This is a genomic window from Enterobacter sp. BIDMC 29, from assembly GCF_019378755.1.
Classification (GTDB): domain Bacteria; phylum Pseudomonadota; class Gammaproteobacteria; order Enterobacterales; family Enterobacteriaceae; genus Enterobacter; species Enterobacter ludwigii.
Genome location: NZ_CP080000.1, coordinates 1,851,837 through 1,863,389 on the forward strand (window position 1 = coordinate 1,851,837; position 11,553 = coordinate 1,863,389).

An 11,553-nucleotide genomic window follows, 5' to 3' on the forward strand; every position below is an offset into this window, starting at 1 on the left:
TATTTCCTTTCCATACTCTATGAAATCATTGTCAATGCCATCGAGGACTAATAACTTCTTTTTAAGTCGATTAGTTATTTTCATTTCCTCTATACCTTTTAATTCCAATAATAACAAGTAAGATTAAAAGTAAATGGATGATGTTATTAGTCAATAATTTAATTTTGGCAAGCCTTGGTTATTGATTATATTGAATTCCAAACTATATATATACCATGGTTGAATGACTTTGTCTCATACGAGACAGAAATTCGGCCCCATTCATAATCCCATCTAATCATTTCTGTTTTCGTAATATCAGGAACCCCTAAATTCAGAGAAAGGCTTAGCCAATCAGACAAGCTTTTCACTGAGTTATTTAGCATGTTAATATTAGTTCTCGCATCCCAGTCCTTTAGGGATTTATAATATTCACTATCTTTATCGACAAGATGAACCATAAAAGGAAAACCAAAACATATTGGCCGTATGTTAATTTCAAATTCTTTATCGCAAAAAAACACTGGATCAATAAGATAGTGATAAGGCATGTATTTCTTTACAGCATTAAACGTATTTAGTTTGTGATAAAGTTTACTGTTGCAAAATCCTTCTTCAGTATCAATCTCTAAAGTTAGACCATCGAAAATTAGCTTTCCCGTTTTCGCATTAAAATTTAAGTTTATCATATATCTATAATCTTTCCTGGGGTTAAAAGATGTCTCGATTCCTCTGGGATAAAGAACTGAAGTCCTCCCCCATCTCCATACAACTTATTGGCTGCAGCTCTACCGTAAGCAACATCTATGTCTTCGCTTACATAGAAAGCCCTTAATTTCGTACGTACAGGCCATCGAGGATCTAATTTTACCTGTAACGCTTGATGATAACCCAAAGGATCGCCTCTATATTGATTGACTGTTGGGAATGTCACAGTATATGAGGGTTGTTGATTCCCATTCGGGTAAAGAGCATAAAGAATTGTACCTTTTTTCAGCTTCCTATTCTTATAAACATCAATACCGGGATAATCATCATTTCCAGGGCCTTGCCACTTCGTTGCTTCTTTAGATGGATCCTTACATTTACGACTCAACCCCCACGGATCCACCCACCCCAGCGCATTMGGCGCATACTGGTAAAGGTTTATCCCCCCCCGCCAGCCCTATCGGGTCCTGCTGCGTAAATCTTCCGCAGTCCGGGTCATAATACCGGAACAGATTGTAGTGCAGCCCTGTCTCACGGTACAGGTATTGCCCCTGCATGCGCAGGTTCTGAGAATATCCTGATACCTGCGTCTCGCTTTCCCGCAGCAGCTTGCCCCAGGCGCTGTTCACCCCTTCCCAGCGCACCTGCCCTTCGATATCCGTCATCCGCTCCGGCGTGCCGTTGGGCTGGCAGTGGAACCAGAAAATCTCCGGGGAATCAACGCCATCGACACGCGCCAGCGGATCGTAACTGTCCTGATCGCTGTAGACACAGGTCAGCGGCACATCCCCGTGCACCTCCTGCAGCAGACGGAACCCTTGCCAGACAAACCGGGTGGTGATCGGCTTGCCGGTTGGCTGTCCGCCCAGCATCTGGTGTAAAGAAAATGAGAACATCCGCGCCTTGTTTTGTATATTTAACTTCATAATTACCAGGTTCTAAAGTAATAAACTCATCTGACATAGCTTCGGAGTCATCAGGATCAAGGGCGCCGCCCGTAACATTCTCCCCCTCCCCGATGAAAACTTTCCCAGAAGATACGCTTAAGAATTATGCAACTGTATACTCACCAACATCGTATCTAATATTGACATTATAGGTTCCGTCACCACCAAGATTGGAGATAACATATTGCATTTTTATTTCTTCATCTTTTGGTAGACTGCACCAATCTACATCCTCATTAATTCTATGCTTTAATAGCATCAAATCATAAATAACCAATACGGCAGTATCGGTTTCTATAGTTATAAATTATCAAGTAATAAATGAAGGGATTAGGTTAAAAATAGGTATAAGCCCACCTGGCACTCAAAAATATAACAATATGTTTTTTATAAGCTAATCATCATAACATGCTGCGGTAAAAATAAAAGACCGAAAAACACAAACTACTCACCGACCTGCATATTAGTTAATTATACTTTCTATAGATTTTACAACGCTTTTATAGAATTGAATCGACTCTTCACCTATTAGTATATTCTCAATCGGCGAGTCTACTTCCACGCCATGATGATCATATATTTTATTTCTAACAGGGTTTTTAAAATAATGTTGAGGTAAGACATCCACTTCACGCATGTCGATAGTTTTAAACGTTACGAAATAACCGTTTTTCCAACATGAATTATCAGTAATAATTGGCGACAGCAGCAAATTATCTTTTGCCAATACAGCATCTTCTTGAAGCGAAGATGTAAAATAGTTATATATATATATAACTATGGCATTCTTGAACGGGCCGACATCTATTTTACCCAAAGAGACCATGCCATAGCCTAACCGACCATCATTTAACTGAAAGTAAAAAACATCGCCTTCTTTAGGCCATTTTTTTTGATTTTCTTTTGCTGGCACTATAGTAAGTCTATCGACCATTTTCCATTAACCCTATTATTTAAGCCAATTTCCGCCACACATAATAGCATCCGAGTATAACTTTCTTGTCGGACTTATGCTATTGATAGAATTTTAAAAGTGGGGATTATTGTGAATAATTTCTGGTTCTCTGATCCACGCATGACCGCAATTTAACAGTTCTTCAGTAATTCTAACTATTTTATCGAACATTTCACCAAGCCACCAAGCTGTACAGCACGGATATCTACATCCTTAGTGATCCCTACATAGATAGGTCTGACATCTTTATATCTTAAATACACATGGGTATTATTTCCACTTTTTTCTTTTAATCCACTCAGCAAAAGACATGTTTCTCATTGATCGTTTAGGGCATCCGTTTTTGCAAACGGTTAAACCAACAGGATCCACCCACCCCAGCGCATTCGGCGCATACGGGTAAAGGTTTATCGCCCCACCAGCCATATCGGCCCCTTTTGCGTAAACCGCCCGCTGTCCGGATCGTAATACCGGAACAGATTGTATGCAGCCCGGTCTCACAGTCCTGGTATTGCCCCTGCATGTGCAGGTTCTGAGAAAATCGTGATACCTGCGTCTCAGCTTCCCGCAACTGCTTTCCCCACGCGCTGTTAACCCCTTCCCAGCGCACCTGCACTTCGCTATCCGACGTCCGCTCGGGCATGCCGTTAGGCTGGCAATGGAACCAGAAGATCTCCGGGGTATCTACGCCGTCAATTCGTACCAGCGGATCGTTGCTGTCCTGATCGCTATAGACATAGGTGAGCCGCACATCCCCATGCACCACCTGCAGCAGGGGGAACCCTTCCCAGGCAAACCAGGAAGTGACTAGCTTGCCAGTTGCCATCCAGCATCTGGTATCGCGTTTACGCCAGCGAATGCCATTCAGTTGCGTCTTACAATTATTAACGACCTACTACTTAGCAGAATCTTCGAGCGGGTTATCTGCTGCATGACAGCGGCGCTGGCGACGGGCATTGCCGACAAAGACGTCCCGGCTATACAGTTGGCCCATGCGATCGTACTCGCTGCGGGTGGTCAGAAGCCTTGCGTACGGCTGATCTCACGGTGGAGTACGTCGCGAGTATACTCACCGCTAATCGAGAGCAAGGCGCAAAAGAAGCAGACAAGGTTCTTGCCGAAGGGTAGGATTATATCGTTCAGATGGTGAAGTGCTGAACTTCTTGTTTAACGTTTAATTTGTTTTGAACAAAAGAAATGCACGCTTTGGCGTTGATTTTTATTGATATTAAACAAGTAGTCCATAATTGAATCAGAAACTCTTATAACATAAATATAGTATTACTTTCTTTAATCATATCCAAGCTTCCTAACGCACCAAGTTCTAAAGAATAAACCTCATCAGTACCTCTACACAAATTAAGGAAATACCCTAGATCGCCATCTTGACCAATCAATAAAAATTCAGGTTCAACCTCTTGAATTGTGTATGTAATATTTCTTTCAAGTAAATCGAAACAATTGAATACATATAAATGTTCACCATTCGCTCTTTTAATCTCATAAGAGTCAGTGTCTCTAACATTCTCAACCATAAATCGCTTATATTCAGCAGGTAAAGATTTGTGCACTAGTTGTTCAATTTTATCCAACTGATCGATTAAATCCTGCTTTACCATATGTGTTTACCGATATAAGAACAAGCCATATTAAAAACAAATGTCATTGCAATGAGACTAGCATTTGTTAGTGAATTAGTAGAAATTAACAATGCGGAAAAGTGTTGTTAATTGCCTACAGATAATTAGTTGTTAATTGTTTTTTATAGAATCCATGCAAACTACACCTCTTCCCAAACTTTTATTAATGCCGATATGTTTCTTCAGCGTTTAAGATTATAAACTTCAAAAATATTTTTTTCAAAATAATTTCGCACCCAATAATGAGCATCAAGTCCAGTGTGGCCATCATTAACTATATCTCTCAAATAAGGATAGCTTCCAATTTCATAAACACTTAATCTATAATGACCTATCCACATCGGTGCATACTGGTAAAGGTTTCCCCCCCGCCAGCCCTATCGGGTCCGACTGAGTAAACCGCCCGCAGTCCGGGTCGTAATAACGGAACAGATTGTAGTGCAGTCCTGTCTCACGTTACAGGTATTGCCCCTGCATACTCAGCTCCTGGGAATAACATGATATCTGCGTCTCGCCTTTTCGCAGCAACTTGCACCAGGCGTTGTCTCCCCCTCTCCAGCGCACCTGCCCTTCACTATCCATCATTCGCTCCGGCATGCCGTTAGGATGGCAGTAGAACCAGGAAATCTCAGGTCAGCAACGCCATCAATACGCGCCAGCGGATCGTAGCTCTCCTGATCGCTGTAGACATAGGTCAACGGCACATTCCCCGCACTTCCTGCAGCAGGCGGAACCCCTCTCAAGCAAACCGGGTGGTGACGGGCTTACCGGTTAGCTTTACGCCAGCGAATACCATTCAGCTGTGTCAGCCAATCTTACTCGCTACGGATGGTCAGCAGCCCTGCGTAAGGCTGGTCTCACGGTGGAGTACGTCGTGAGTATACTAACCGCTAATCGAGAGCAAGGTGCAAAAGAAGCAGACGAGGTTCGTGCGGAAGGGAAAGACTATATCGTTAAAGATGGCATAGTGTTAACCTATTGTTTAAATTGTAAATTCTATAAGTTAACTATCTTATACCCTCTTGCGCATAGAGAACTTAAGGTATTTTTAGGCCGATCCTGAAAAGCACGCTGTTTTCCATAAACATAGCATCGTTAAAATATTTATTCGCTTCCTCGAATAATTCCACTCGTAACGGACCGTACCGAGGTCGATCAATGGCGCAGTGCCTATATTCGTTCGACGTGTGCGTAATGTGGTCTCTCCCCATTTCTTCGCCTTATCATACTCCGCGAGATCGAAGTAAGGGCTGTACATGCATACAAATATCCAGTTGGCAAGTTCCAATGCACCCTTCAGCTAAGATAGCGCTTTCTGGACTTGTTGTTATTGCTCAAAGCCTCGATATAGTTCTTGTTATCGTGTAAATCGTTTCCTTTTCAATAGTATTTATTATAGATATTTGCATACTAAAGTCCTTGCCTATGTCAATAATGCATTTATTTTAGAGCAGCAAATAAGCCTTACTAAAAAACCGTATCTAAATTTAACTTAAAATTATAAAGTCAATACAGTACAATCAATCATCTTATAACAAATATTTTTTAATATTAATGACTCTATAATACTCCAATCACCACCACCAAGGCCAGCTCCTATTCTTGGCATTTGTACTGAAAGACGATTCATCAACGCAAAGTCAGACAATTTTGCGAGACAAATATCTAAGAATTCATAGCATACATATTGATTATTATCATTGTTGTTTTTCTTGATCCCATCCTGTGCAAACATATTAGCAACAAATATCCTTTTTTGATCATCAACCATAACAAAATCTACCTTACCTAATTCTGGAACGCCATTATCTTTAAAATTGTTGTGATAGTTTTTCTTCGAAGCTGGATATTTTTTCGAAAGAGACAAAACAAATCCCTTCCCCCATTTGCCTTTGTTATTTACAATGTGAGCAATAACTGTGGATTTGTTCAAACACTTTACAGCATCTCCGGATAAATACTTTATTCGGTTTTTTTCTTTAAATGAATCGAGTGAATCCATCCAGACACTTTCAAATTCTTCATTTGAAATCTCTTCAGAGTCACTTAAGTCTAAGTCGCTTTTCTTACCATCATAAAGCAGGAAACCTACTTGTTCGTTTTTATCTAACAAAGAGGAAGAAGCATAATACTCACCATCAACAATATTTATTTGACGTGTCGCGACATCTCCTATAAATTCACTAAGAATGCACCCTTGCCCAGAGATAAAATCAACGTTTCCTTTAAAATATTTTTTCTCCAACTACAATCCCTCCCTCTTTTAACAATTCTTTTAGAATCATCAAAATCTTTTATATACAAGATCAAAAGTGTATTTTCTCGTGATTCAATTACCATCTAAGCCAATAGCAGCTATTTCGGCAAAATGGCTTATTCCTTTTAATTTTCTTGCATTACCATATCTATCAACTTCTAATTGGCCTAGTAACATTTTCACAATTGCATCAATATCTTTGAAGTGTTAGTCCGCCAATCATTTCAGGTATGATATTAATGAAGTATTGTCCATCCTCGAAGCGGACAAGTATATCTCCTGTTGAAGGTCTTATTACACCACTCTTCGTGATATCTTTCATCTCTTCTTCGGCTGTATCATGAATCAATGTGTAAGAAGTCAACCCCACCCAATCGCATTCGGCGCCTACGGGTAAAGGTTTATCCCCCCCCCGCCAGCCCTATCGGGTCCTGCTGCGTAAACCGCCCGCAGTCCGGGTCGTAATACCGGAACAGATTGTAGTGTAGCCCTGTCTCACGGTCCAGGTATTGCCCCTGCATCCGCAGGTTCTGAGAATATCCTGATACCTGCGTCTCGCTTTCCCGCAGCAGCTTGCCCCAGGCGCTGTTCACCCCTTCCCAGCGCACCTGCCCATCGATGTAGACACAGGTCAGCGGCACGTCCCCGTTCACCTCCTGCAGCAGGCGGACCCCCTCCCAGACGAACCGGGTGCTGACTGGCTTGCCGGTTRGCTGYCCGCCCAGCATCTGGCGKCGCRTTTTGCTGATGCGGCGACCGAGYGGATCGTAGCGGAAGCTGACCTGCGTCAGGCTGTTGTGCGTGACCTTCTCAGCAGAATCTTCCAGCGRGTTACCGGCAGCATCCCAGCGCCACTGCTCCTKKCCGGGCAGCGTGCCGTCCTGAACAAGCAAACGCYCGGCGCTGTCGTACTGCCAGCGGTACCAGCTRAACGGGTTATCGTCCCGCTATTCMSGTATCAGGTTATTACGGTAGTCATAATCCCAGCGGCGATACCCGCATCGCGGTGCCGGACGCTGSGCATTGCCGGTAAAGACGTYCCGGCGATGCAGTYGACCAAGACGGTCGTACTCRCTGCGGGTRGTCAGCAGCCCCTGGGTGCRGCTGGTCTCAYGGTGAAGTTCGTCGCGGCTAAAATCTGARACCGACAGCTTATTGAGAGCARGRTGAACAAGGMGCGAAGAAGCAGGCAAGATGCGTGCGKAAGGSAAARATTACATYGTTAAAGATGGCGATGTGATGAACTCTTGTTTAACGTTTGATTTYCTTACGGGGTYAAAAYACATTTTCCAGGAGTTCTGTYTTCATRCTGGGTTCAAAAGGAATGAKWTCRGCAGTCGCAAGYTTTAACCTCTGAAAAGGATCYTCGCRYAAGCGCTCTTCAWGAGAGGCAAGACTCTCACACTTAGSRAGAATGACACCAYCGTTTCTTGGGATCCGTCTACCGGACGTCAGGAAAATTCCTTCTRCGTATCCYTTTTTAAGCCACTCAACATGAGCAGGTATCGCTGCGTCAATCTCTTCGAGTGGTTTTATAWAGGTYAAAATAACTATGTAAACCGTGCTCATCCTTTGCCTCTCAGTTAGGTTTTTACGCCGATTGTTGGAACTGTTTATGCAGCTCCTCTTTTGCCACCCGGTATTGTTATAACGTTTATGTGTATTTTAATCTTAATACGCGGGTCCGGATTGGGAAAATACGTTATGCATCATATGAAATAACCAATCATGCCAGCCGTTTTTTTTACCGCATAACTACAGACAATGATGACTTACCTTGGAAGAGTGAATGTTAAGCAATAAAAAAGTCCCTTGGGGAGGTGCAGACAAATATACTTTGTCACACAGTGCATTGAAGTTTGTCAAAACGGCTGGTAACGGCTTTTGTTCATTTAATACAAAGACTAATTAACGTGTTGAATCTAACATTGCATAGTCTAATAATGATATGCCGAAAGTATATTTTTACCGTTTAACGATCACAATGCTTCTATAATCTGTTTCATTTTTTATCCAGAATATTTCATCTTGAGGTAACGTTCCATCACTGCAGAAATCAACAAGTTCACCTAACCATCCATCAGGAACATATTTGTGATAATGCATATTCTCAACATATTCAGAATATAGTCGCTTACTCTCAAAGTCTATAAATAAATCCGGCATTAGATCATATATATCCCACCATGTTGTTTTTTCTGAAAGCCTATTGTAAAACGCCACAGACATATCATCCTTATCGTATAAATAACCCTCTTTAATTAAGTTATCAATGAATATTTGTACGTTTTCTTCATTTACTACTGGTATGTCATATCTTTCTTTATGGATATCCTGTAAGTTAATTTCCACCCCGTTTTTCACAAAATCGTCTACCCATCTAACTCTGTCCAAAACCCACATTTCTTTAAAGGCAACGAACCAGTAAAATCTTCCTTCGTTCTTCACTATTACAAGGAGTTCATCATCTTTATTAACATTCATATAGTAACCTATTTTACATTCCCCGAGCCTGGAATCGCTACTTCTTCAAGCCATTCTGCCCACATTGATGGTAATTCATACGATCTACCTGGCGTTGTCGGATCGACACGCTTAGGAGCTAACCAACCTTGATTTAACGGATTAGTACGATAAACGGCCTGAGGTATTGCACTTTCTTCTATGAAATCCGCCATCCACTTAGGAAGTTGAAAGGAGACAATTTCTGCATTACCACCTCTAATATCAAGGAAATGCTGAGCATGTGAGCTATCTCCAATACTGATATTTAAGGTTCCACTATTTAAGGGTCCACGCTGAATTTTGGGGTTATTAGCAGAATCTAATTTGATTCTGACCCGACTTGCATTTGGTGGAATTCCCGCTTGAACCCTAAATATAGATTCAGTTGCATTGGGATCCCCTCTCTTGCATAGACCCAGCGGAGCTATTCAACCTAATGGATTAGGAGCATAGCTGTAAAGATTTAACCCGCCATWTARCCCTATCRGRTCCTGCTGCGTAAACCGTCCGCAGCCCGGGCCGTAATACCGGAACAGTTTGTAGTGCAGCCCTGTCTCACAATCCAGGTATTGCCCCTGCATCCGCAGGTTCTGGGAATATCCTGATACCTGCGTTTCACTTTCCCGCAGCAGCTTGCCCCAGGCGCTGTTCATCCCTTCCCAGCGCACCTGCCCTTCAATATCCGTCATCCGCTCCGGCGTGCCGTTCGGCTGATAGTGGAACCAGAAGATCTCCGGGGCATCCACGCCATCAATGCGCGCCAGCGGGTCGTAGCTGTCCTGATCGCTTTAGACACAGGTCAGCGGCACGTCCCCGTGCACCTCCTGCAGCAGGCGGACCCCTTCCCAGACAAACCGGGTAGTGACCGGCTTGATGGTTGGCTGTCCGCCCATCATCTGGCGTCGCGTTTTGCTGATGCGGCGACCGAGCGGATCGTAGCGGATCGTAGCGGAAGCTGACCTGCGTCTGCGGTTTGTTGCGGTCCCGCGGCTGGCTRATCACYTCCGTCAGGCGATCTTCACCGTCGTAGCGGTAGTGCCAGCGGGTCTGGCCGTTATCCTTCTCCACGGTGCGGCCGTGGATATCATAGCGCCAGCGAATGCCGTTCAGCTGCGTCAGGCGGTTGTCCGTGACCTTCTCAGCAGAACCTTCCAGCGGGTTACCGGCAGCATCCCAGCGGCACTGCTCCTGGCCAGGCAACGTGCTGTCCTGTACAAGCAAAATATTGAGGGTAAGGGTCAGCAAGGTGCGTAAGGAGGAAGCCCGAATGCCTGTTGAAGGTAAAGATTACATCGTTAAAGATGGCGACGTGGTGAACATCTTGTTAACGTTTGATCTGTTTTGAATGGAAAAAATCCACGCTTTGGCATGGATTTTTTTCATATGGGGGACTCATGGCGCCACCAGAATAATATTTATAGTTGGATTGGTTTGTAGTTTATAATTTTATCAGCAATTTCTTCTGCGCTAAGTTCTTCATAATAAATGTAATTGGCTGCCTGAGGGTCTGCGACACTTCTACAAAGTAGGTCAATGTTGTGATCAGCTTCCTCTTCTGTACCTTCACTACGTTGGATTTTTTTTATCAGTTCAATAAGCTCTTGTCTTTGCATATTACTCCTTAAAAAGGATAAGCACGGTCTAGTGTGTCAAGGTGATATCTTGGCGTAATAATTACCAGATTATCAATATCATATACACCGCCTCCATGGTGGGCAGGGGTTCTATGGTGTAGTACAAAATATCTATTTTTCACGTTCCATTGCATAGCATGCGCTATTGGAGCTTTCCGCCCCGCATTCTGGTAACATTTGATGAACAACATTGCTTTGAAAGATGCGAATTGAAATATCCCCCTATACAGAAGTTCTCGCTAAAATCATCAAAGGATTTTACTTCCCGGCCTCGTAATTTATCGACAATAGAAGATGGGAATAAACTTGCATCACCATGCTATTTCGCTGAAATAGCGTTAATTGCAGTCAGTTAATACAAACCCTAATAATATGATTTTATATCTGGCAGCCTGACTTTCACCCTCAGCTAAAACTATATGCAAAACATTGCCTGCAAACAAACCGGAATAAACATAAATATCTAAATCGTTATATTTATAGGAGGGACTTAGATCATCGCTATATGTTTTAACCTTTATCCCAGAGATATTTTTCAAGATCTGTTTTTTTAAATCATCATGTATACCCCAAAGAGGTTTGGCATCTTCATTTTTGAAAACAATCTCGCAATCTAACTTTGGTATGGATATTTTTTCTGAATAATCATAAAAATCATCATCCTTTCCATCATATATTGTTCTCTTGGGTTTGAAATTATAACTTCCCAGACTCATGAAATTTATTTCTCTCTAATTTTTTTATCAGCCAATAGTTGTTTTATTGATTTAGATAGTGCATATTGAGTTCCCCCTCCTGGTTGTTCAAACCAAGGTATCGCGGGTCCTGCATATGCATGTACTGGAGCAACCACTTCGTAGGTTTTATATGTTTTATCTAGCGTATCCAAAGGCAAGGCTCGGCTTTCGAAAGATGCTCCAGCAGGATA

9 protein-coding genes and 9 pseudogenes are annotated in these 11,553 nt (G+C 42.6%); 2 read left to right on the forward strand and 16 right to left on the reverse strand.

Translation table 11 applies throughout. The features are described from left to right. Positions 1 to 185: 185 nt before the first annotated feature. The 7 genes and pseudogenes from JTA15_RS08285 to JTA15_RS08315 all read right to left on the reverse strand — a co-directional run. Entirely contained in the window at positions 186 to 668 is a 483-nt protein-coding gene (locus tag JTA15_RS08285) for a hypothetical protein (protein ID WP_020882338.1), read from the reverse strand. Further along, a pseudogene (locus JTA15_RS08290) lies at positions 665 to 1,568 on the reverse strand (RHS repeat-associated core domain-containing protein); the annotation flags it as partial. The gene JTA15_RS08285 and the pseudogene JTA15_RS08290, both read right to left, overlap by 4 nt. A gap of 25 nt (positions 1,569 to 1,593) precedes the next feature. Continuing rightward, positions 1,594 to 1,893 (reverse strand): annotated as a pseudogene (locus tag JTA15_RS21885) (DUF6386 family protein); the annotation flags it as partial. A gap of 204 nt (positions 1,894 to 2,097) precedes the next feature. Further along, entirely contained in the window at positions 2,098 to 2,568 is a 471-nt protein-coding gene (locus JTA15_RS08300; protein ID WP_020882331.1) for an Imm26 family immunity protein, read from the reverse strand. Between the two features lie 372 nt (positions 2,569 to 2,940). After that, positions 2,941 to 3,744 (reverse strand): annotated as a pseudogene (locus JTA15_RS08305) (RHS repeat domain-containing protein); the annotation flags it as partial. 107 nt (positions 3,745 to 3,851) lie between these two features. Further along, positions 3,852 to 4,208 (reverse strand): hypothetical protein, encoded by a 357-nt coding sequence (locus JTA15_RS08310; protein WP_020882329.1) that lies wholly within the window; start codon positions 4,206 to 4,208, stop codon positions 3,852 to 3,854. Between the two features lie 350 nt (positions 4,209 to 4,558). After that, positions 4,559 to 5,001, reverse strand: a pseudogene (locus JTA15_RS08315) (RHS repeat-associated core domain-containing protein); the annotation flags it as partial. Between the two features lie 111 nt (positions 5,002 to 5,112). Between JTA15_RS08315 and JTA15_RS21910 the strand changes: the two are divergent. Continuing rightward, positions 5,113 to 5,217: pseudogene (locus JTA15_RS21910) on the forward strand (hypothetical protein); the annotation flags it as partial. Positions 5,218 to 5,727: 510 nt separating this feature from the next. Here the strand turns inward: JTA15_RS21910 and JTA15_RS08325 are convergent. The 5 genes and pseudogenes from JTA15_RS08325 to JTA15_RS21745 all read right to left on the reverse strand — a co-directional run. After that, positions 5,728 to 6,474, reverse strand: coding sequence for a macro domain-containing protein (locus JTA15_RS08325; RefSeq protein WP_148576321.1), 747 nt, complete (start codon positions 6,472 to 6,474; stop codon positions 5,728 to 5,730). Between the two features lie 402 nt (positions 6,475 to 6,876). Then, positions 6,877 to 7,586 (reverse strand): annotated as a pseudogene (locus JTA15_RS08330) (RHS repeat-associated core domain-containing protein); the annotation flags it as partial. Between the two features lie 175 nt (positions 7,587 to 7,761). After that, complete coding sequence (locus tag JTA15_RS08340; protein ID WP_219373241.1) at positions 7,762 to 8,055, reverse strand: YciI family protein; 294 nt, start codon at positions 8,053 to 8,055, stop codon at positions 7,762 to 7,764. Between the two features lie 396 nt (positions 8,056 to 8,451). Further along, a complete protein-coding gene (locus JTA15_RS08345; RefSeq protein WP_219373099.1) occupies positions 8,452 to 8,970 on the reverse strand; it encodes a hypothetical protein in 519 nt (172 codons plus the stop codon). Positions 8,971 to 9,422: 452 nt separating this feature from the next. Continuing rightward, a pseudogene (locus JTA15_RS21745) lies at positions 9,423 to 10,212 on the reverse strand (RHS repeat domain-containing protein); the annotation flags it as partial. A gap of 3 nt (positions 10,213 to 10,215) precedes the next feature. On the opposite strand from JTA15_RS21745, the pseudogene JTA15_RS08355 reads away from it, so the two are divergent. Then, positions 10,216 to 10,336, forward strand: a pseudogene (locus tag JTA15_RS08355) (DUF933 domain-containing protein); the annotation flags it as partial. 70 nt (positions 10,337 to 10,406) lie between these two features. On the opposite strand, the gene JTA15_RS08360 reads toward JTA15_RS08355, so the two are convergent. The 4 genes and pseudogenes from JTA15_RS08360 to JTA15_RS08370 form a co-directional block, all read right to left on the reverse strand. After that, entirely contained in the window at positions 10,407 to 10,604 is a 198-nt protein-coding gene (locus JTA15_RS08360; protein WP_020882318.1) for a bacteriocin immunity protein, read from the reverse strand. Between the two features lie 8 nt (positions 10,605 to 10,612). Continuing rightward, positions 10,613 to 10,920, reverse strand: a pseudogene (locus tag JTA15_RS21915) (HNH endonuclease signature motif containing protein); the annotation flags it as partial. A gap of 43 nt (positions 10,921 to 10,963) precedes the next feature. Beyond that, entirely contained in the window at positions 10,964 to 11,341 is a 378-nt protein-coding gene (locus JTA15_RS08365; protein WP_020882317.1) for a hypothetical protein, read from the reverse strand. 5 nt (positions 11,342 to 11,346) lie between these two features. Continuing rightward, the coding region (locus JTA15_RS08370; protein ID WP_219373100.1) for a TNT domain-containing protein at positions 11,347 to 11,553 on the reverse strand (207 nt) is incomplete at its 5' end.

What these genes read in the sequence shown, in the direction of transcription:
- JTA15_RS08310 (WP_020882329.1), bottom strand. Translation starts at nt 4,208, where the DNA reads ATGGTAAAGCAGGATTTAATCGATCAGTTGGATAAAATTGAACAACTA.
- JTA15_RS08345 (WP_219373099.1), bottom strand. Translation starts at nt 8,970, where the DNA reads ATGAATGTTAATAAAGATGATGAACTCCTTGTAATAGTGAAGAACGAA.
- JTA15_RS08300 (WP_020882331.1), bottom strand. Translation starts at nt 2,568, where the DNA reads ATGGTCGATAGACTTACTATAGTGCCAGCAAAAGAAAATCAAAAAAAA.
- JTA15_RS08365 (WP_020882317.1), bottom strand. Translation starts at nt 11,341, where the DNA reads ATGAGTCTGGGAAGTTATAATTTCAAACCCAAGAGAACAATATATGAT.
- JTA15_RS08285 (WP_020882338.1), bottom strand. Translation starts at nt 668, where the DNA reads ATGATAAACTTAAATTTTAATGCGAAAACGGGAAAGCTAATTTTCGAT.
- JTA15_RS08360 (WP_020882318.1), bottom strand. Translation starts at nt 10,604, where the DNA reads ATGCAAAGACAAGAGCTTATTGAACTGATAAAAAAAATCCAACGTAGT.